The following is a 20981-nucleotide window of genomic DNA, read 5'->3' on the forward strand; positions in this document are numbered from 1 at the left end:
AGTTTTTTTGTTTTTTACTGGAAAAATACCAATTACTGTCGATAGTAATATAGTAGGAAAAAAAAGGAGGATTTATTGATGAAAAAAATGATGTTCGCTTTCATTCTATCATTGCTTCTCGTATTCCCAACCTTTGCACATGCAGAGGAAACAGGAGCAGTACCAGCATCTGTACAAGTAACAGGTGTTACAGCAGCAGACGGAGGTATGGTCAATTACGGGTCTGGCAGTAAATATCGCGTAGGTTCGTATTATCCAGCTACTTTTAAAGGAACACTAAAAGATGCAAGTGGCAACCTCATGGCGAATCAGCCGATCCAGCTTTATTTTGAAGCAGCCATCAAATCTTTTGCTCAAACAGCGACAGGCACAACAGACGAGAATGGACAATTTTCACTAACGATTCAAGTTCCTTCAGGTGCAGGTTACCGTACATATAATAACGCTGGCTGGTCTACACATTATTACGATATCGTTCCAGTAACTTTCACTTCAAACGACATCAAGCTATCTTCAAATGTCACAAGTGTGTACCATTTGGCATATACATTACGTAACTAATCTGCTTGAAGAGACGACTTGGTGAAAGCCCTGTCGTTTTCATAGAAAAAAGGATGTCACTTGGTGACATCCTTTTTTTTGTTAGCAAACCTGCTGGGCGGCAACCGAAAGAGTCGATAAACAAACACTCATCAGCCGTTATTCCCAGATTCAATCGAACGTTTAACTTTTAATCCTGAGCTTTGATGGATAAGAACTTTTACACTTGAACTTTGATCCTTGAACGTTCAGCTTTGAGCTTTTATCAAGGATCATCCAGAGATGATCAGATGAGGAGGGAATGACCTTTCCCTCGGAGGTGTTTAGTTCTATCGATTTTCGGCTCACTAACAAAATCCATTAATTGATCTGTATTTTTGTCAGAGTATTGCTTTCAGACAATGAAAAATCAACTTCCATTTGAAAATCTTCAATTTCTTTCGAAAGCTGTTCAATTTTCACGCGAAGGCGAAGTGGATCGATCATCATCGCCTCATTTTCAGCTAGGAAAGACTTCACAATCTCTTGGTTGGCAGCCGCTTGTGTTTTTCCGTCTTTTCCAAACAAGGTTTCTAAATGCTGATCAAGTCTCTTTTTGACATCTTCATTGGTTTGTTCTGCTTTATCGACTAGCTCTTTGTACACCTGTTTCATTTTCCGTAAATAACGAATATCGTATTCTATCGACGTCTTACGCTCAATCGCCTCTGCCACTGTCATACGGACACCCGCCACATCAATCGTTGTGGTCGCATTCGATACAACGATGGCTGATTTGATGGCATTTCGGCGTTTGATTAAAGCTTGAATCGATTGGTCATCAGCCTTCGCCTTTTTTTCGACTTCTTCTTGTTTTTGAAATCCGTTCTGTATATGTTTCCCGATCATCAATCCACCAAGTACGGCGTCATCAACGGTTCGATTGATTCTCTTATCTAACATTTTCAGTTCACTTAATGCTCTTGTAATGGTCATTTCCATATCGCGACATCTCCCTTGGTTCGTCCTGAAAATCATAGATTCCTATCATATACCAAAATGTCTTTGTTTTGCTAGTGATATCCTTTTTTGTCAAGGCGTTTAAAACAAAGAAAAAACCTGATGTTATACACCAGGTTCTTCTCGTTTTTTCTGAATCCAAGCTGTCACATAATAGGCAGCATAGCAGAACGCAATGAAAGGAATGCCGCAGATGAGGGCGATCCGCTGGTTTGGATCAAAGGCAATGCCAATTACAGATGCCAGACACAGGAGGAAGGCAGCAATCGGAACCACTGGATAGAGCGGGGTTCGAAAGGATAAATCATGGAGCTGTCCACCTTCCTGTAAAAATCTTTTCCTAAACATCAACTGTGAGGCAGCAATTCCCATCCACACAACCACAACAGCCAGTCCGGAGATCGAAACAAGGACAAGGTATACCGTTTCTGGTGCGATCACGCTCGATAGCAATGAAAGAATACCGCCGACCATACTTAAAATGAGTGCATTCAAAGGAATCCCTTTTGACGTCAGCTTCGCCAGTTTTTTAGGCAGTGTCCGCTCCTCAGAAAGTGACCAGAGCATACGAGATGACGCGTATAGTCCTGAGTTTGCGGCAGATAAGATCGCCGTTAGGATGACAAAATTCATGAAATCTGCGGCATAAGGTATTCCGATTCGATCAAATACCACAACAAATGGACTTTTGATCACCCCGGCTTCTTCTACTGGGATCAAACCAGCTAAAACCACGATCGTTCCAACGAAAAATAGGACAAGACGCAGTACGGTTGTGCGAATTGCTCTTGGAATGGTCTCGTCAGGATTGATGCTTTCACCCGCAGCAATTCCAATTAACTCCGTACCAGAAAAAGCAAAATTGACGGCAAGCATCGTCATTAAAATCGGTAAAAAGCCGTTTGGAAAGAGTCCGCCTTCGCCGGTAAAGTTAGAAAAGAACGGAGCGGCCTCACCGCCCTTTAAAGGAATCAAGCCAAACATCGCAGCTCCGCCAAGGATAATAAAGAGAATAATAGCCATCACTTTAATACTGGAAAACCAAAACTCTGATTCTGCAAAAAATTTCACTGTAAATGCATTGAGTAAAAAGATGAGAAGAGCAAAAACACCACTCCACATCCAAACAGATGTGTCTGGGAACCACCGCTGCATTAAAAGCCCTGCTGCTGTAAATTCCGAACCGAGTGCCACTGTCCATGTCAGCCAGTATAGCCAAGCGACCGTATAGCCTGTACCGGGTCCTATGTATTTTGTTGCATACGTATGGAAAGCCCCTGTGACCGGCATTGCGACAGACAGCTCACCTAAACAGAGCATCACGAGGTACACAATTAATGCCCCGACAAGATAGGCAAGAATTGTTCCAGCAGGCCCAGCCTGATTGATGGTATACCCAGAGCTTAAAAAGAGTCCTGTGCCAATGACGCCGCCTAGAGAAAGCATGAACAGATGCCGGCTCGTCATTTTACGTTGATATTGTTGTGACTGATCTTTTGCTTGTTCCATGTCTTTCCCGCCCTTTTGCTTAGAAGTATGTGAGATGATTCTTGATGCTAAAATGTAGTTCGTTTTAAGATGTCATTGATATCTTCTGGGGTCGTCCGGCAGCAGCCGCCAATGATCTGTGCACCGTCTTTGTACCATTGATGTGCACATTCACCAAATGTAAGGTGAGACGTATCTCCGCTCCATACCTTTTCTTCAGGATCATATAATTCACCCGAGTTTGGATATACGACAATCGGTTTGTTCGTCCCCTTTTTCATCTCTTGAATGAGAGAAGAGATAAATTGAGGCGGCGTACAGTTTACACCGACAGCAGCGATCTGTTTGTAAGGCTCAAGTGCTTGTACACATTCTCTGAGTAAATCACCTTCACTAATATGCAGGTCATCCTTTGCGCTGAATGTGATCCAAGCAGATACCCCGCTGAATTCATCCTGCAGCAGCTTTGCGATGGCTGTTGCTTCAACCAGGCAAGGAATCGTTTCACACGCAAGAATGTCTGCACCAGCTTCTACTAATGCCTGAATTCTTGGTCTATGAAAATCGATGAGTGCTTGCTCTGAGAGTCCGTAATTTCCCTTATATTCTGAACCATCAGACAAATAAGCGCCGAATGGCCCTACAGATCCAGCAACAAATGGTTTTGTCCGCCCTTCACGACGCGTTTCATCCTGCCAAAAAAGATCGCGTGCCTCTTTCGCTAAAGTGACAGATCGTTTCATCAGTTCAAGAGCTTCTTCTTTTGTATAGCCTTTTTCAGCGAAGCCTTCAATCGTTGTTTGGTAGCTTGCTGTTGTCGCACAGTCTGCACCAGCTTGGAAGTAATCCAAGTGTACTTGCTGAATCAATTCTGGCTGTTCAATGAGTATTTTGGCTGACCATAAACTGTCATTTAAGTTACAGCCTTTTCGTTCAAGCTCCGTTGCAAGTGCACCGTCTAAAATTAAAGGTGCGTGAGCTTGTAAACGGCTTTGAATAGGATTCATCGGATTCGAACAACCTCCTTTTTAGATCGGAAATGATGGATATGATATGAGGCAGTAGTTTAAATGACTAAAGTGTTTTTGTCAAGGAGACGAATAAACATCATATAGCGGGAAAACCCAGAAAACATGCGGGTTTTCGTGCATAAAAATGCAGTCAAAATAATAGAAAACCAAGTCATTGACAGCCTCTAAAAAGAGATATATATTATGAAAAGGTTCAATTCAGAAAGCTTCATCAAAAGACGCCGTCTTTTGATTTTTATTTTGCCTATGACTGTCTTCTTTCGTGCAGAAAGAGGGTTTTTTATATGCTTAAAAAAGGGGGAAAGAAAAAATTGAAAAAATGTGTAAAAGATCTAGCGATGATTGTGATTGGTTCTTTTTTATTTGCCGCAGCAGTGAATATGTTTGTCATTCCGCTTGAATTTGGTGAAGGTGGTGTAACGGGGCTGTCCATCATTTTCTATTATTTGTTTGAAATTGCACCGTGGCTGACAAACCTTGTGTTGAATGCGATCTTATTACTGGTGGGGTATAAATACTTGGACAAGAAGACCACGATTTATACTGTGGTTGCTGTCGCAAGTAATTCCCTATTTTTACACTTGACCACAACATGGGTCGTGAATGTACATGAATTAATCATTGGGGCCATTTTTGCAGGAATCATCATTGGGATTGGGATTGGTCTTGTATTAAGAGCAGGCGGAACAACGGCAGGATCTGCCATTCTCGGGAGAATTGCCAACAAGTATTTAGACTGGAACGTGAGCTACGCCATCTTGTTCTTTGATCTGATCGTTGTATTTGCTTCCTACTTTATTATTGGTGCGGAAAAATTAATGTTTACTATTGTGATGCTGTACGTGGGCACAAAGGTAATGGACTTTGTGATAGAGGGACTTAACACGAAAAAGGCAGTGACGATTATTTCTTCATGTAAAGATGATATTGCCGAAGAAATCAATCATACGCTGGATCGAGGCGTAACGATTTTAAACGGACGCGGTCACTATTCAAAGGAATCAAAGGAAATTCTCTACGCGGTCATTCAAAAGCAGGAACTCATGCGCCTTAAGAAGATTATCAAGAAAATTGATCGAGACGCATTCGTTGTTGTCCATGACGTGCGCGATGTGTTTGGAGAAGGATTTGTGAATATATAAAAATGAAAAGACCTTAAAAAGGTCTTTTTTTTCTCCCTATACCTCTTGTCATATTATACTATGTATTGTATAGTATAAATGGTTAGGAGTTGTAAACATGAATGCGCAATTAAAAAAAGGGTTATTGGAATTTTGTGTACTGGCGGTATTAAAGAAAGGCGATTCCTATGGTTATCAAATCATTAAAGATATGTCCCAATGTATTGAGATTTCAGAATCGACATTATATCCAATTTTAAAGCGTTTAGAGCAAAACAATTATGTGGAGACCTACTCCCAGGAACATAACAGTCGATTAAGAAAATACTACCGGATGACAAAAAGCGGCCAGGAGCATATGGCGCAGTTTTTAGAGGAATGGGATCAGGTGATGGCGATTTACGACTTTATTTCTGGAGGACAGGGCAATGAATAAAAAAGAGTTTTTGAGCAGCTTAAAGAAGCATCTGCATCGTCTAGGTGAAAAGGACAGTGAACGGTTTATCGAATACTACGATGAGATGATCGAGGATTATCAGGAAGATGGCTACAGTGAACAGGAAGCGGTTCATCAAGTCGGGCAGCCTGCCATCATTGCTGAAGGAATTATGAGGGAACAAGGAATCAAAACCATTGAGGTGCCGACAATCGGAGAAAAAGCCACAAGGCTCTCCATTCTCATTTTAGGCTCACCATTATGGGGCTGTATTCTAGCGACAGTCATTCTGCTGATTCTATCTGTGTATATGGTGATTTGGTGTATTCCACTCGTGACAGGTACAATAACGCTGGTTGGTTTGCTCGGAGGTTTTTGGAGCATCATTGGTTCCCCATTTATTTTTCAGGACGGTTTGCATGTGGTGGTCACGCAGGTTGGAGTGGGAATTCTGCTATTAGGTGTCGGGTTATTGAGCGGTCTGGCAACAGTGTATTTGACAAAGCTATTTACGCATATAACTGTCCAAACTACTATGGCATTCATAGGGATGTTTAGAAAGAGGGTCGTGAGAATATGAACATGAATGAATTAAAAAAGCAATGCTTCAAATGGGGGATGATCTTCACCGTTGCCGGAGGAATTGTCATGGCAATTGGTTTTGGAATATCAGGCTTTGATCTAGATGCATATCACAACAATGACCAGAGCAATGTGTTCCGCACGATCAATTGGAGTACGCCATAATAAATGAAAAAACCCGCTTATGCGGGTCTAAGCGTGTAGACAAACCCTCACATTCGTTGTCAGCTCTGCGCGCTGGTGCTCACGAATGTCAGATTCGCTCCGCGCCAGTGCTCGAACTTCCTAGACTGCAAAGGTTTTCTATCACGCTGAAAAGAAGACAAAGGGCTAAAATAAAGATCATTTTGGCCCTTTGTCAACAATCTGAAACCCGCTTATGCGGGTCTTTTTTTTGCTCGGGCCACAAAGAAGAAATAACAGCAAAGTGCGCCTAGATCACAAAGCATAATGATCAGACCCATTGGAAAGGCTGTTTGACTTCCGGCTAGGCCGACAAGAGGTGTCATGCAAGCGCCTAGCAGCATTTGCGCAACACCGATCAGTGCAGCTGCACTTCCTGCATGCGCTCCGTGATGCTGCATCGCAAGAGACGGGGCAGAGGTGCCGACAATCCCAACACTTGAGACAACAAAAAACAACGGAATAAGAATACCGTACAATCCTGCATCAATCGAGATCATGAAAAATAAGGTGACGCCCCCTAATGCAGCTGTCAGCAATCCAATGCGAAGGACTTTCTCTTCACCGATTTTCGCAGCAACTCGGGCAAATACTTGTCCAGCCGTGATGATCCCAAGACTATTCACCGCAAATGCAGCGCTAAACCCTTGTGGAGAAAGGTTGAAAATATCTTGGAGTACAAACGGTGAACCAGATATATAGGCAAACATTGCTGCGAATACTAGACCTTGCGAAAGGGCATACCCGACGAAGAGACGATCATTGGCTAAAATTTTCATAGCACCTATAATCTGTTGAAAGCCCCCGGTTTGTCTGCGCTCTACGGGTAAACTTTCTTGAAGTGAAAAAAACGATCTCAGTAGCATCAATGCCCCGAGAATCCCTAGTAGTACAAATACACCCTGCCATGTCGTGAAGCGTAAAATCTGTCCGCCCGCAATAGGTGCAGCTGCCGGAGCAACCCCGTTGACTAACATCAGCAGTGCAAAGAACTTTGTCATGTCTGATCCCTCATAATGATCTCGCACGATGGCACGTGCAATGACAATGCCTGCTGAACCAGCCAGTCCTTGGATCAATCTTAAAAGAATGAATGTCCAAATCGATGTGACCACTGTACATAGAAGCGATGCGGCGATAAAGATGATTAAGCCAATCATCAGCGGCTTTCTTCTGCCGATCGTATCGCTGATCGGGCCTGCAAGCAGCTGGCCAAGCGCCAGTCCAATGAGACAAGCCATGAGACTTAATTGAGACAAAGCGGTGCTCGCCTCAAAATCACGTGCAATATGAGGCAAAGCAGGTAAATACATATCCATTGCCAGCGGTGCAAGGGCTGTTAAAGATCCGAGCAATGCGGCAAGGAGGAATCGATTTTTTTTCGATTCTTGGGGATAAGATAAAGAACTCATATGATAGCAACACTCCTTGTATCTTTCTCAACACAGCATAATGAATCAAGCGTTCCTTTTCAATGAAAAATTTTAAATAAGATTTCGTGCAAAATGATTGATCTTTCAGATGAGACTCTTTACATTAAATGAGTAGAGAAAAGAACAAGATCAACACATGCAGTGTTTGCATGATACGTATATCCACTAATAGAGAGCAGGAGGTGCTGACATGAAGCAGCAAGAGATGATGATTCGTCAAGCAGTTAAAGAAGATCATGAGGCCATCAGGAACGTGCTGATCAAATCCTATGCACAGTATGCGCCTCAATTTACAGAGGAAGGCTGGCAAGATTATTCAGCCGCGCTTGCAGCAGCTGTAGATAATCCGAACATGGAGCTGATGCTTGTGGCGGAGCTTGAAGGCAAGGTCGTGGGGACACTGCAAATGTTCCGGTCATCAGAGCAAGCATATGACAATCCTGAAATGGGCATTACATCAGCCATTGTCCGGTTTTTAGGAGTAGATCCCGATGTGAGGGGTAAAGGAATCGCAGAGTCATTACTGCGTAAAAGTATTGAACTGACGCAATCATGGGACGAGAACGTCCTGTATCTTCATACATCTGATAAAATGCAGGCCGCCATTCGCCTATATGAACGAATGGGCTTTGAGCGTGCGCTTGATAAAGATTTTGTGAGCCAGAGTGGGACGCATGTCAAGGGCTATCAATATGTGATCAAGAAAGAACAGCCGGCAGGTTCATCACATCACGCATAAAAAAAGGAAGAGCAAGTCCTATAGGCACAGCTCTTCCTTTTTTCAATTTACGCCCACAGTATCAGCGCCCAATATGATACCCCCCACGAGATTAAACCGAACATGACAAAGAATTTTAACATGCGCTCATAAGGAGACAGCTTTCGTTCTCTCTTCGTTTTCACCAGCCGCCAATAAAGGGCATAGCCGCAAAAAATGAGGATGATTTGTCCAAGCTTTGTAAAGTTTTCAAGAATCGTGATTCCGTTCATTTGTTTTCACCTCATTAATAAGTCTTCCATAAGAAAACACAGTATCCTTTTATTTCTTTTAAAAAAATGGGTGTATACTGGAAAGAGACTAGACGCAGAAGGGAGTTGTGACATGATGTTTCCGCTACATACAGAATGCTCTCATGAAGTGATTGAGAGAAAAGTGAGATATGATGGGAAGGTTGTGGATCATCAATGCCTGCTGTTAGACGCAAAGGGGCAGCAGGTTGTGCTGTTTCACAAGATTCAAGACCCGTTTACGATGCTGGCAGGGGATGGTGTTGTTACGATTCCTAAAGGGAGCTATACGACCGCTTATTATTGGGAGAACCGGCCTTACAATATCTATTTCTGGCGGGATGATCAAGGGAAGGAATTAGGCTTTTATTTTAATATTGTCGGGAAAACACGGTTCAACGGGCAGGTGGTCATGTTTGAAGATTTCATCATTGATCTGCTCGTTCTTCCAAATGGTGATGTCTTTGTGTTGGATGAAGATGAATTGCCGGAAAGTTTAGCGGCTTTTGAACATGGTTCCGTGCATCGAGCATTAGAGGGTGTGATGGCATCGTTAGAAAGCATACTTGATCAAGTGAGAACAGATGCCAGCGGAAGATATGATCACAGTTTGTTTGAGCCACTGTTGAAATAGAAAAAACGATTCCTTTAAACGAGGAATCGTTTTTTCTGTCAGACCTTAATACGGTTTAAGCGTTTTTGTAAATTGGTTTTCGTTTTGGAGGCTTTTAGCTGTTTGACAGCGCTCTGAGCCGTAGCTTTTGTTTTCTTTGTTCGTTTGGCTTCCGCTTTTTTGACCTTTTGTTTCGCGTCTGTCACTTTCTTTTGATAAGCGACCTGTTTTTTGACTTTGTCGAGCCGGTTTTGAAGGCTTGTTTTTTCTTTGCCTTTGCTTAGCTTCTTGATGGCCGTTTGAGCGCTTTTAATGGTGCTCTGTGTTTTGTTTTTTTCAGCTGTTTTGACCTTTGCACGTGCTAAGCGGATATTAATGGCTGTTTGTACTTTCTTCACTCGTTCTGTGAGTGCTGTTTTTTGTTTGTTTGCAGTAAGTCGGTCAATTCTTGTTTTGGCTTGGTTGACGTCTGCCTGCTTTTTAGATGTTTCGGCTTTTTTGACAGCGCTGGTTGCAGCCTTTAAAAAGGTGGCTTGCGGCACATATTGCACGCGGCCATAGCCGAATTGTGAATCCTTTCCTTTCGCGCCAAGATCCACTGTATAGCTGCGCAATAAGGTGCGAAGCTGTGCATTTGTTTTCTTCGGGTGAAGCTGCTTTAACAGTGCCAGCATCCCTGTGACATGCGGTGCAGCTTGTGATGTACCCGTTGCGTACCAATATTCATTTTTTAAATAGGTGCTGATGACATTCTCGCCAGGGGCAGAAAATTCGATCTGTTTCCCTGTATTTGAGATAGATGCGAGTTTGTCTTTGTCAGTCGTTGCAGATACAGCAATGACGCTGTTATAGGCAGCAGGATAGCTAATATAATTCTTCTTCCCGTCATTTCCGCTTGCGGCAACCACGAGCAGTCCTTTTTTATATGCTTCATCCACTGCTGAACGCAAGATAGGGATATTGTCTTCAAAGCCTAGACTTAAATTAATAATGTCCATCTTGTTGGTAATCGCCCAATCGATGCCTCGAAGCAGACTATATAGGTCGCCTTCTCCCTTTTTATCTAACACTTTCACAGCATACAGCTTCACACCAGAAGCGACGCCGACTGTTCCGTAATCATTATTAAGCGCACCAATCGTGCCGGCGACATGTGTGCCATGTCCTTCATCATCCTTATAAGAGGATGTGTAGCTCACGAATGATTTACCGCCAGATACCTTTAAATCCTCGTGTGGGAAAATACCAGTATCTAAAATAGCTACTTTTACATTTTTACCAGTGACGCCTTCTTTAATCGCCTGCTTGATATTTAGCTTTTGCAGATTGTAAGATTTTTGTACCAATGCATCCTGACCAGTAACAGCAGCGGTTTTTTTCACAGAAGAAGCGGCGAGTTTAACCTTTACGTTTTTAGAGACGTAAGCGATGTTTGGGTCTTTTTTAAGTGAGGTGACCGCTTGTTCATCTGCTGTCACAGCGACAGCGGGGAGATGTATGTATTGTGCGTTCACTTTCTCGCTTTCCTCAATAGCTGTTTGTTTCCCTTTTTGGTTTTTATAGACGATGATGACATCAGTTTCTTTTGATGGTGCAGCTGCCTGCGAATGGAAGGGCAGAGCAGTTGTCAACGCAAGAAGAAAAGCGATGATGACGATTATTTTCCTTTTCAAGACGTGACTCCTCTCATCCGATGACCTCGGTCTTTTTTTCTCTATTATATCGGAGAAATCAGAGGGATGGTTAATAGAATAATGTTCTTGTTCAGAAAGTTTTTTTTACAGGTAGCCTGAAATTGAAATTCATAGAATTGTAGTAGACAATAGAGACATCATAATAAGAGAAAGAAGGACATGCTGATGAACGTAAAAGAGTATATGACGTATGATGCGACTGGCTTGGCAGCACTGGTGCGGAATAAGCAGGTAACGCCTGAGGAGCTTATGCAGGCTGCATTTAATAGATTGAATGAGGTCAATCCAGAACTAAATGCTGTGATTCAGACGAGACAAGATCAAGTATTAAAAGACATCAAGCCGTTACAAGCGTATCAGCCATTTGCGGGTGTTCCGTTTGTGCTGAAAAATATATCGCAAGCAATAAAAAATGAACCGCTGACAGCAGGATCTATGCTGTTAAAGGATGTAAAGGCGAATTCGGATTCCCACTTTGTTGATCGGTTGAAGCAGGCTGGTTTCCTCATGATTGGGCATACAAATACACCAGAATTTGGTTTGAGAAATGTGACAGAACCAGCTTTACATGGTCCAACGAGGAATCCTTGGAATACGGACTATTCCCCGGGCGGTTCAAGCGGCGGGACAGCGGCAGCTGTTGCAAGCGGCATTGTCCCTGCTGGCGGAGCGAGTGACGGCGGTGGTTCCATTCGGATTCCTGCATCCTTTACTGGTTTGTTCGGTCTTAAGCCAACACGGGGTAGAACGCCAGTAGGCCCAGGTGCAGGAAGGCAGTGGCAAGGCGCTTCCATTGACTTTACCCTGACAAAAACAGTGCGAGACAGTGCAGCCCTTCTTGACCTTCTTCAAGTCATTCAGCCTGAGGCGGCTTTCCAAACCCCGTTATATGATGGCAGCTACCAAGCGGATCTTGTGAAACGCACATCTTCTATGCGGATTGCTTACAGTGTTGAATCTCCAGTTGGCACGAAGGTCAGTGAGGAAGCGAAGCAGGCGGTTCAGCAAACAGTGAAATGGCTGAGTGAGCAAGGCCATCAAGTAGAAGAAGCAAAACCAGAAATTGACGGGGTCCATCTCATGCAGCAATATTACGTGATGAACAGTGGAGAAATGTCTGCATTATTCACATCGTTGTCTCGTTCTTTAGGTCGTTCAGTCAAGCCGGAGGAAACGGATATCGTGGCATGGGTGCTGGCGGAGGCTGGCAAGAATGTGACCGCTGCTGCTTATACAGAAAGTCTTGATACGTGGGATATGGCTGCTGCACAAATGGCTTCCTTTCATCGAAACTATGATCTCTATGTAACACCAGCTACTGCCTATTCAGCTCCAAAGGTTGGAGAGCTTATGCATTCGGATCAGGAAACAGCCGCACTTTTACGTGTGTCATCCCTTCCAATGCAAGCACAGCAGGATCTCGTTTATGACATGTTCCTCAAGAGTCTGACCTATACCCCATTTACACAGCTTGCCAACTTAACAGGTCAGCCATCTATGAGTGTTCCTGTTCATCTCACTGGCGCAGGCATGCCTTTAGGGGTACAGGTGACAGCGCCTAAAGGAAAAGAGGACTGGCTGCTCAGGCTTGCGGCAGAAATGGAGTCATCTTCGATATGGAAAGGAACTAGTCAATTAAATCAATAACAGGTGAAAAGTGACTTTGGTCTATGGAGGGAAAGGAGTGTTACACGTGAGTACGAAGGATAAAATCATTCAAACGACTGCACTTCTTTTACGTAAACAGGGATACTATGCAACAGGATTGAATCAAATCATCAGAGAGAGCGGCACGCCTAAAGGATCTCTTTATTATTATTTTCCAAAGGGAAAGGAAGAGCTCGCCATCGCGGCCGTTTCATACATTAGTCAAAAGGTCATCAATCGAATTGAAGAAAGCTTTGCCTATTCGAATGACCCATATATCGCCATCGATCGTTTTATGACAAACATCATTCGGGAATTTATGGAGCAAGAAAGTGAAAGAGGGATTCCAATTGTTTTGCTGGCGGCAGAATCCAAGCCTGAGCATACACAGCTTCATGCTGCATGCAAACAAGAAATGATCCGATGGCAGGAGCTTGTAAAAGAAAAACTGATGGAAAGCGGATACGAAGAAAACAAAGCGGATGAACTGGCTTCTCTCCTTCATTCATTGGTGATAGGGGGACTATCGATGACCACTGCACTCAAGCAAACGACCCCTTTAGAACACGTCAAATGTTACCTTAGACACTTATTTATGCGAGAAGAGTAAAATCTCTCGCATATTGTCTATCTATTATATCAATTGGTCTATATAATAAAGATAGTCAATTAGTCATGAGGAGTGATGGGATGTCGGAGCAACCGGAATCGATGAAGCAATCCGAAGGTACCTCTTTTTATACCGTATCTGGTTCAGGAAAACTGTATGGACTGGAGAATCAGCTTGTTCATATGCTGGCAGAAGCAAATCAAACGAATCAGCTGTTTGAGCTTGCTTTAATCACAGGTGGGAAAGGAGCTTATTTCCCGTTGCATTGCCATGAGCACTTATTTGAAACCATATTTGTGCTGGAAGGAAAGCTTGAAGTGATGCTGGACGGTAAAAAATATATGGTAACAGCCTTTGATTATGTTCATATTCCGCCCAAAACGATTCATGGCTACAGAATGCATAGTCATAAAACAAGGTTTATTTCATATACATTGGGCGGACAAATGACAAATGTCTATCAGCAAATTGGGAAGTTACTTTTGCACAATGAATGGTCAATGGCTCATCATGCTTTCGATGCTGCCAGCTTTCAGCAGGCGGAAAAAGAAAGCGATATCATCCTGATGCATGGAATCAGAGAATTATCCAATACAACTAAGCCCCCCGTTTTATTTCATAGTGAGCTCCCCTGCGAGGTGAAGCCCTATGTATTAGAGGCTGGTGAAGGGAAACAATACATCATTGATGGTCAGCTTCATGAGCTGATTGCAACAGCAGAAACAACAGGAGGCGGGTTCAGTCATTTTGTGGTTGAAGCAACGAAGGGGCAATATTTCCCGCCGCATTATCATAAAGTTCATACAGAAGCACTTTATTGTGTTGAAGGGAAAATGAACCTTCATTTGAACGGAGAGGATATTTCCTTGATGCCGGGTGACTTTGCCTATATACCGCCTGATACGATTCATTCCTATGAATTGGTGTCCCATTCAAATAAATTTTTACTTTTGCTGCTTCCTGGAAAGATTGAGCAGTTATATGAGCAGTTTGAAGAATCACAAAGCCCGAGTATATGTCCTTATTTGATTCAAAAAGGGAACTCGGCGATTGATCGAGAGTCTTCATCGCAATATGATTTGTTTTTTGTCGAAAAAGAATAACTGTGTAACGCGTTACACAACAACATGAGCCTGTCGAAACAATCGATGGGCTTTTTTGTTTTTTGACACCTCCGAATAAATTGCTCATTTGATGAATGAACCATTCGTTCAAGGTGAAGCTAGGTAAAGATGACTTGAGTTAAAGGAGGAAATACATGTGAGAGCTGTTACTTATCAAGGGAAAAATAGTATTGCAGTGAAGAAAGTAGAAGCACCGTCTATTCAAGATCGGGAAGATGTGATTATACGGATTACATCAACTTCAATTTGTGGATCAGATTTACATTTGTATCAGGGGAATTTCCCGCTTCCAATCGGTTATGTGATTGGTCATGAACCGATGGGGATTGTGGAGGAAGTTGGACCAGATGTCACCTCGGTAAAAAAGGGAGATCGTGTCGTCATTCCGTTTACAGTTGCATGTGGTCAATGCCAATACTGTAATCATCACTTAGAAAGCCAATGCGACAACTCAAACCCGCACTACGATTCGGGCGGCCTTTTTGGTTATAGTGAGAAATATGGGAATTATCCCGGAGGGCAGGCAGAGTATTTACGCGTACCCTTTGGAAACTACACCCCGTTTAAGATCCCAGATGATTGTGAGCTGGAGGATGAACAATTGCTGTTCTTATCAGATGTCCTGCCAACTGCCTATTGGAGTGTGGAGCACGCAGGTGTGAAAAAAGGCGATACAGTCATCGTGTTAGGCTGCGGGCCTGTTGGATTAATGGCACAGCAATTTGCTTGGCAAAAAGGGGCGGAACGTGTGATTGCCATTGACCACATTGATTACCGTCTGCGTCATGCAAAACGGATGAGCGGTGTGGAAGTCTTTGATTTTACAGAAGATCCCGACATGGGAGAAACGTTAAAAGAGCTCACTAAGGGCGGAGCCGATGTTGTGATTGATTGTGTGGGAATGGACGGGAAGAAGTCACCGCTTGAAAAAATTGAGCAAAAGCTCAAGCTGCAAGGCGGTACGATCGGACCGATACAGATTGCTACAAAGGCCGTTCGGAAATGCGGAACAGTGCAGATGACGGGGGTATACGGCGGTCTGTACAACATGTTCCCATTAGGCGCCTTTTTCGCAAGAAACGTTACGCTGAAAATGGGACAGGCCCCGGCGAGAGGATACATGCCAAAGCTCTATCAAAAAGTGACAAGCGGTGAAATTGACCCTAGAGCAATTATCACACATCAATTGCCATTAGATGAGGCTGCTCATGCGTACCACATATTCAACGACAAAAAGGATGACTGTATAAAGGTCGTCTTAAAGCCATAAAAAGAAGGCTTAGGAGTATTCCTAAGCCTTTAGTGTGTGCTCGTCCATCATTTTTTCGATTAAATCAAAGAATGTCTTTTTATCCTCCTCTGAAAGGTGGTTGAACAATTGATTCACAAGCAATTGCCGATTATCGATCATTTGTTTTGCAATTTGTTCACCCGATTCAGAGAGTTCAATCCACACAGTGCGGCGGTCATTATTATTTCGAGAGCGGATAATCATCCCTTCGTCTTCTAAGTGATTGAGAGCGGTTGTTGTTGCAGAGGGAGATAATGAAACTTCCTGCAGAATATTTTTCACAGTACATGATTGATGACGGTAGATGATACGTAAAATAAACCCTTTGATATTCGTGACGTTTTTCGGAATATTCTCTTCATCTATTTGTTTCGTCGCCTTTAAATACTTTGTCAGTGCATGGTCTAATAAACTTGCCTCTAGCTCGAAATGTTGCATTCTCCATACCTCTTTTCCTATTGCATTCGCATTTCCGATCAATTACTAGGTCTATCTTATCATAATAATCATCATGATTTAAACCAAAATGGAAGACGGATATAAAATTACCTATATTATCAATTAATATAAAGAAATATTCCAAAATGAAATGATTTTACTTTCATCTGTTTTTATTTTAGAATGTGAATGAGATAAAATCTACCAACCCAATTCTCTGGAAATGGGTTATTGGAAATCAAACGTTTGGAGATGAAGATATTGAATACTTTACAGGCATTACTAAACGACAGAATGGAGCGCTCATCACAAATTGAAGCGGTAACTGGCGGGGGTGTGTCTTATACATTTGAAGAATATGCAAAACGCATTGACCAGCTCGCCCATTATTTATATCAAAAAGGGATTCGAAAAGGTGACCGCGTTTGTTTTATTTGTCAAAACCATCATCACTTTTCAACGATTATGCTGGCAGCCATCAAAGCAGGTGCAGTAGCAGTTCCGCTTAGCTGGCAGCTTACTTCTTTTGAGCTGGAAGGTATTTTAAAAAAAGCAGAGCCAAAGGCGTTATTCTTTGACCGGGAATTCCGTGACATCATTGCTGCGGTGAATGTGCCTTTAGACAATTGCCTCATGGTGGAGTCTGGTGTAAATGCGAAAACAACGCAGTTGTTTGAAGACCTGTTAGCTTCAAATGATGGCCGTGATCTTGCGGAGGAGGTTTCAGAAGAGGATCTAGCGATGATTTTATTCACCTCTGGGACAACAGGCAATCCAAAAGGCTGTATGGTTGGACATGGGCGAATCTATGAATTTTTAACAAGACGTGGGAATCGAGGATTTGATCTAAAAGGAAAACGATATTTGGCAAGTCACCCGCTGTATCATATGAGTTCAATTAATCATCTGATCGCGGCCGCCATTGAAGGGTATACGCTTGTCTTCTTGCATGATGCGACACCGAAGCGCATTTTAGAAACAATTGAAAAAGAAAGAATTACGTTCATGATGGCTTTCCCATCAGCATATACGTACATGCTAGAAGAAATGAAACGCCGCTCGTATGATCTCTCGTCTTTTGAAATTGCGATTTCTGGCGGTACGAAGGTGCCTGTCCGTTTGATTAAGGACTATAAAGAAGCAGGCATTCAGATGATGCACGGCTACGGTAGTACGGAAGCATGGGTTGTCAGTGCGTGGCATCCTGCGATGGGTGATGAGAAAATGGGCTCTGCTGGTAAAGTGGATGGAGATGTAGAAGTGAAAATCGTTCATCCTGAGACAGAAGAAACTCTGCCAGCTGGAGAAATTGGCGAAGTTGTCATGAGAAGTCCATTTTATTTCTTAGGTTATTATCATCAACCCGACGCTACTGCGAAGGTGCTCAAAGATGGCTGGTTCCATATGGGAGATGCAGGCTATCTAGATGAAGATGGCTTTCTATATATCACAGGCAGATATAAAGATGTGATTTTATATGGCGGGGATAATATCTATCCTGACCAAGTAGAAGAAGTCATTGAACAGATTCCAGGTGTGATTGAATCAGCTGTCATTGGGGTGCCGGACGAATTATATGGTGAAGTGCCAAGTGCGTATATCGTAAAAGATGAATCCGTCGATTTTTGCGAAGAAGATGTGTTGAACTATTGCCAGAAACGTTTGGCAGATTACAAAGTGCCATCCATTCATTTCACACGGGAGCTGCCAAAGAATAAGCTTGGAAAAATCATGAAGAGAGATTTACGTGAATTGGTTGTGAATGCTTAGTACCTATTCTGCTATAATGAAATTTGAATGATTTTTTTGTTTTTCTAACGTTTTGGAGGGAAAGGGTTTGCGACATATTCTTCGTAAGAAACACGTTCACGATTTGTTGGAACAGAGCAAGCAGCAAAAGGTAAAGAAGACGCTGGGCGGGCTCGACCTCACGCTTCTTGGTATAGGGGCAGTGATTGGCACAGGGGTTATGGTGCTAACCGGAATTACAGCGGCTAAGGATGCAGGACCGGCTGTCATTTTCTCTTTTGCGATTGCAGCGATTGTGTGCAGTTTGGCAGCACTTTGTTATGCAGAAATGGCTTCAGCGCTGCCTGTATTCGGCAGTGCATACATTTATTCATATACAACCATGGGCGAGCTTGTAGGCCATTTAATGGGATGGACCTTATTGTCCGTTTATATGCTGACTGCTTCAGCTGTCGCCAGTGGCTGGTCGAGTTATTTCAACAGCCTGCTTGAGGGATTTGGAATTTCGATTCCGCATCAATTCTTAGCGGGGCCAGAGCAAGGCGGATATATGAATCTGCCAGCAATTATCATTGCTTTACTGATTGCGTGGATCTTATCTAGAGGAACGGAGGAAAGTAAAAAATTTAATAATATCATGGTGTTTGTGAAACTTGGTATTATTGTTCTTTTCATTGTAGTAGGCGGCTTTTATGTACAGCCAGCCAATTGGCAGCCATTTATGCCGTTTGGCGCAGAAGGCGTCATTGCCGGTGCTGCTGCAGTATTTTTTGCCTTTTTAGGATTTGATGCGATTTCTGCTTCTGCAGAAGAGGTGAAAAATCCGCAGCGAAACCTGCCAATTGGGATTATAGGTTCATTACTCATTTGTACGATCATTTACATTGTCGTTTGTTTGGTCATGACAGGCATGGTGCATTATACAAAGCTGAATGTCACAGAGGCAATGTCCTATGTCCTGCAAAGTGTACATCAAAATAGCGTGGCTGGTATTATTTCTGTTGGTGCGGTCATTGGATTGATGGCTGTGATTTTCGCCAATAATTATGCAGCAACTCGAATTGCCTATGCGATGGGCCGAGACGGACTTTTGCCTAAAGTGTTTTCAAAAACAAACAAGAGCGATACACCTGTTGCAAGCGTATGGATGATTGGTGGAATGACAGCTGTTATTTCAGGTTTTATTGATTTAAAGGATTTGTCCAACTTAGCGAATATCGGTGCGTTATTAACGTTTGCCATGGTCAGTTTATCTGTGCTTATTTTGAGAAAGACACATCAGCAGCTTGAGAGGGGATTCAAGGTTCCCTTTGTGCCGGTCTTGCCGATTATTTCTATGGGGTGCTGCTTGTTTCTGATGCTCAACTTACCAGGCCGAACATGGCTTTATTTTGGGGTTTGGCTGTTAATCGGTGTCGTCATGTACGCAGCGTATTCAAACAAGCACAGTGAATTAGCGAAATCTTCATGAGAAAAAGGTGCAAATCCGTTGACGATTTGTGCCTTTTTTCATACGATTTGGGATAAGCTATAAATGAGATGATGAACGGAACAAGAGGAGGATGAGGGATATGATTAGCGTTAGTCCTTATATTGTTGTAGAAGACGTGAAGGAATCTCTTCAATATTATCAAGGAATTTTCGGTGGAGATATTCATATCTTAAATGAACATCAAGACCGTGTATTGCATGCTGAATTGCATCTTGGGGAATCACTGCTTCACTTTTCAGATACGTTTGGACGCACACCAAAGCCAGAGAATCTCAGATTGATTATGCAATTTGACAATGAAGAAGAACTAAAGGCTGTATATGAAGCGCTAGAAGCTGATGGAGATGTTATAGTCGAATTACAGGACACCTTCTTTGGCGCACTTCACGGACAAGTACAGGACCGGAAAAATGGCCTCATCTGGGTTCTGAATTATATGAAATAGACAAACCCTCGCATTCGTTGTCCTTAGACTGCAAAGGTTTTCTATCACGCTGAAAAGACGACAAAAAACCTTCACCATAGTGAAGGTTTTTTTAGGAGTGCTTTTATTTTCTGAAAAATGGAAAATATGCTATGTTAGAAGAATAAAAGGACAAGGAGAAGGGTGGCAAAGGAATGGAACAAATTGAGTTTCAATATATCCAAACAAACGGCATTAGGCTTCATACAGCAATGGCTGGCCCCGAGGATGGCCCGCTGCTTGTCTTGCTCCATGGGTTTCCTGAGTTTTGGTACGGCTGGAAAAATCAAATCATCCCCTTGGCTGAGGCAGGCTATCGTGTTGTCGTTCCTGATCAAAGAGGCTACCATCTAAGTGACAAGCCAGAAGGAGTCAAATCCTACGTATTAGATCAACTGAGAGATGATATCGTAGGATTGATTAAGACGCTGAGCCCGAATCAAAAGGCAATTGTCGGTGGACACGACTGGGGCGGAGCAGTTGCTTGGCATTTGGCTTCAACCCGTTCTCAATATGTTGAAAAATTAATCATTGTCAATATGCCGCATCCGCGGGTGATGATGAAGGTTCTTCCGTTTTATCCGCCACAGTGGAAGAAAAGCTCCTATATCGCTTTCTTTCAGCTTCCGAATGCTCCAGAGGCAGCACTTCAAGAAAATCACTTTCAAAGACTAGATGAAGCCATCGGGCTAACTGCAAGACCACATTTGTTCACGGAGGAAGATGTCTCAAGCTACAAGCTCGCTTGGACGCAGCCTGGCGCCTTGACCTCAATGCTAAATTGGTACCGAGCCGTTAAAAAAGGCGGCTTTGAAAAGCCAATTTCCAAACGGATTCTCGTTCCTGTTCGTATGATTTGGGGAATGGAGGACAAGTTTCTAAGCAGAAAGCTGGCGAAGGAAACAATTAAGATCTGTCCAAATGGCCAGCTGATCTTTGTCGACGATGCCTCTCATTGGATCAATCATGAAAAACCAGAAGTCGTCAACAAACTCATACTCGAATTTTTGACATAAGAAAAAAAGCTCTGATCCTTTGA

Annotated in this window: 22 protein-coding genes; 15 read left to right on the plus strand and 7 right to left on the minus strand. The window is 42.9% G+C overall.

The features are described 5' to 3' along the window. The first annotated feature begins 78 nt into the window (after positions 1 to 78). Positions 79 to 561 (plus strand): Ig-like domain-containing protein, encoded by a 483-nt coding sequence (locus AKG37_RS16615; protein ID WP_060699830.1) that lies wholly within the window; start codon positions 79 to 81, stop codon positions 559 to 561. 339 nt (positions 562 to 900) lie between these two features. On the opposite strand, the gene AKG37_RS16620 is transcribed toward AKG37_RS16615, so the two are convergent. From AKG37_RS16620 to mmuM, 3 genes are all read right to left on the minus strand, one after another. Then, positions 901 to 1521, minus strand: coding sequence for a hypothetical protein (locus tag AKG37_RS16620; RefSeq protein ID WP_060699831.1), 621 nt, complete (start codon positions 1519 to 1521; stop codon positions 901 to 903). A 123-nt stretch (positions 1522 to 1644) separates the two neighbouring features. Beyond that, entirely contained in the window at positions 1645 to 3048 is a 1404-nt protein-coding gene (gene mmuP / locus AKG37_RS16625) for an S-methylmethionine permease (RefSeq protein WP_060699832.1), read from the minus strand. 47 nt (positions 3049 to 3095) lie between these two features. Beyond that, complete coding sequence (mmuM, locus tag AKG37_RS16630) at positions 3096 to 4034, minus strand: homocysteine S-methyltransferase (protein WP_060699833.1); 939 nt, start codon at positions 4032 to 4034, stop codon at positions 3096 to 3098. Positions 4035 to 4369: 335 nt separating this feature from the next. Between mmuM and AKG37_RS16635 the strand changes: the two genes are divergently transcribed. The 4 genes from AKG37_RS16635 to AKG37_RS18960 all read left to right on the plus strand — a co-directional run bounded on the left by AKG37_RS16635 (position 4370) and on the right by AKG37_RS18960 (position 6362). Next, a complete protein-coding gene (locus AKG37_RS16635; RefSeq protein WP_060699921.1) occupies positions 4370 to 5200 on the plus strand; it encodes a YitT family protein in 831 nt (276 codons plus the stop codon). Positions 5201 to 5297: 97 nt separating this feature from the next. Continuing rightward, positions 5298 to 5615 carry a PadR family transcriptional regulator gene (locus AKG37_RS16640; RefSeq protein WP_060699834.1) on the plus strand — a complete coding sequence of 106 codons (318 nt, stop codon included), beginning with the start codon at positions 5298 to 5300 and terminating at the stop codon, positions 5613 to 5615. Beyond that, positions 5608 to 6195, plus strand: coding sequence for a DUF1700 domain-containing protein (locus tag AKG37_RS16645; protein ID WP_060699835.1), 588 nt, complete (start codon positions 5608 to 5610; stop codon positions 6193 to 6195). Before AKG37_RS16640 ends, AKG37_RS16645 begins: the two co-directional genes overlap by 8 nt. Positions 6196 to 6197: 2 nt before the next feature. Continuing rightward, a complete protein-coding gene (locus AKG37_RS18960; protein WP_162490558.1) occupies positions 6198 to 6362 on the plus strand; it encodes a hypothetical protein in 165 nt (54 codons plus the stop codon). A 212-nt stretch (positions 6363 to 6574) separates the two neighbouring features. On the opposite strand, the gene AKG37_RS16650 is transcribed toward AKG37_RS18960, so the two are convergent. Next, complete coding sequence (locus tag AKG37_RS16650; RefSeq protein WP_060699836.1) at positions 6575 to 7792, minus strand: multidrug effflux MFS transporter; 1218 nt, start codon at positions 7790 to 7792, stop codon at positions 6575 to 6577. Between the two features lie 211 nt (positions 7793 to 8003). Between AKG37_RS16650 and AKG37_RS16655 the strand changes: the two genes are divergently transcribed. Continuing rightward, positions 8004 to 8552 carry a GNAT family N-acetyltransferase gene (locus AKG37_RS16655; protein ID WP_060699837.1) on the plus strand — a complete coding sequence of 183 codons (549 nt, stop codon included), beginning with the start codon at positions 8004 to 8006 and terminating at the stop codon, positions 8550 to 8552. Between the two features lie 47 nt (positions 8553 to 8599). Here AKG37_RS16655 and AKG37_RS16660 read toward each other — a convergent pair whose 3' ends face one another. Continuing rightward, the gene (locus AKG37_RS16660; protein ID WP_060699838.1) at positions 8600 to 8803 is read right to left on the minus strand and encodes a hypothetical protein; all 204 of its coding nucleotides are present in this window, start codon (positions 8801 to 8803) and stop codon (positions 8600 to 8602) included. 115 nt (positions 8804 to 8918) lie between these two features. On the opposite strand from AKG37_RS16660, the gene AKG37_RS16665 reads away from it, so the two are divergent. Then, positions 8919 to 9455: a ribonuclease FAU-1 family protein gene (locus AKG37_RS16665; RefSeq protein ID WP_060699922.1), complete on the plus strand. Its 537-nt coding sequence runs from the start codon at positions 8919 to 8921 to the stop codon at positions 9453 to 9455. A 38-nt stretch (positions 9456 to 9493) separates the two neighbouring features. Here the strand turns inward: AKG37_RS16665 and AKG37_RS16670 are convergent, their stop codons facing one another. Continuing rightward, complete coding sequence (locus AKG37_RS16670; protein WP_149865103.1) at positions 9494 to 11107, minus strand: S8 family peptidase; 1614 nt, start codon at positions 11105 to 11107, stop codon at positions 9494 to 9496. A 186-nt stretch (positions 11108 to 11293) separates the two neighbouring features. Here AKG37_RS16670 and AKG37_RS16675 point away from each other — a divergent pair, with 186 nt between their 5' ends. The 4 genes from AKG37_RS16675 to AKG37_RS16690 all read left to right on the plus strand — a co-directional run bounded on the left by AKG37_RS16675 (position 11294) and on the right by AKG37_RS16690 (position 15779). Further along, positions 11294 to 12775 (plus strand): amidase, encoded by a 1482-nt coding sequence (locus AKG37_RS16675; RefSeq protein ID WP_060699923.1) that lies wholly within the window; start codon positions 11294 to 11296, stop codon positions 12773 to 12775. Positions 12776 to 12821: 46 nt separating this feature from the next. Next, complete coding sequence (locus tag AKG37_RS16680) at positions 12822 to 13385, plus strand: TetR/AcrR family transcriptional regulator (protein WP_060699924.1); 564 nt, start codon at positions 12822 to 12824, stop codon at positions 13383 to 13385. Between the two features lie 80 nt (positions 13386 to 13465). After that, positions 13466 to 14488: a quercetin 2,3-dioxygenase gene (locus tag AKG37_RS16685; RefSeq protein WP_060699840.1), complete on the plus strand. Its 1023-nt coding sequence runs from the start codon at positions 13466 to 13468 to the stop codon at positions 14486 to 14488. Positions 14489 to 14645: 157 nt separating this feature from the next. Further along, entirely contained in the window at positions 14646 to 15779 is a 1134-nt protein-coding gene (locus AKG37_RS16690) for a zinc-dependent alcohol dehydrogenase (RefSeq protein ID WP_060699841.1), read from the plus strand. A 21-nt stretch (positions 15780 to 15800) separates the two neighbouring features. Here AKG37_RS16690 and AKG37_RS16695 read toward each other — a convergent pair whose 3' ends face one another. Further along, complete coding sequence (locus tag AKG37_RS16695; RefSeq protein WP_060699842.1) at positions 15801 to 16238, minus strand: MarR family winged helix-turn-helix transcriptional regulator; 438 nt, start codon at positions 16236 to 16238, stop codon at positions 15801 to 15803. Between the two features lie 261 nt (positions 16239 to 16499). Between AKG37_RS16695 and AKG37_RS16700 the strand changes: the two genes are divergently transcribed. From AKG37_RS16700 to AKG37_RS16715, 4 genes are all read left to right on the plus strand, one after another. Then, the gene (locus AKG37_RS16700) at positions 16500 to 18008 is read left to right on the plus strand and encodes a class I adenylate-forming enzyme family protein (RefSeq protein ID WP_060699843.1); all 1509 of its coding nucleotides are present in this window, start codon (positions 16500 to 16502) and stop codon (positions 18006 to 18008) included. A 67-nt stretch (positions 18009 to 18075) separates the two neighbouring features. Further along, entirely contained in the window at positions 18076 to 19458 is a 1383-nt protein-coding gene (locus AKG37_RS16705; RefSeq protein WP_060699844.1) for an amino acid permease, read from the plus strand. A 100-nt stretch (positions 19459 to 19558) separates the two neighbouring features. After that, on the plus strand, positions 19559 to 19924 hold the full coding sequence (locus AKG37_RS16710; protein WP_060699845.1) for a VOC family protein: 366 nt from the start codon (positions 19559 to 19561) through the stop codon (positions 19922 to 19924). 173 nt (positions 19925 to 20097) lie between these two features. Then, complete coding sequence (locus tag AKG37_RS16715; protein ID WP_060699846.1) at positions 20098 to 20958, plus strand: alpha/beta fold hydrolase; 861 nt, start codon at positions 20098 to 20100, stop codon at positions 20956 to 20958. The last annotated feature ends 23 nt before the right edge of the window (positions 20959 to 20981 follow it).

Source organism: Bacillus australimaris (assembly GCF_001307105.1).
Classification (GTDB): Bacteria; Bacillota; Bacilli; order Bacillales; family Bacillaceae; genus Bacillus; species Bacillus australimaris.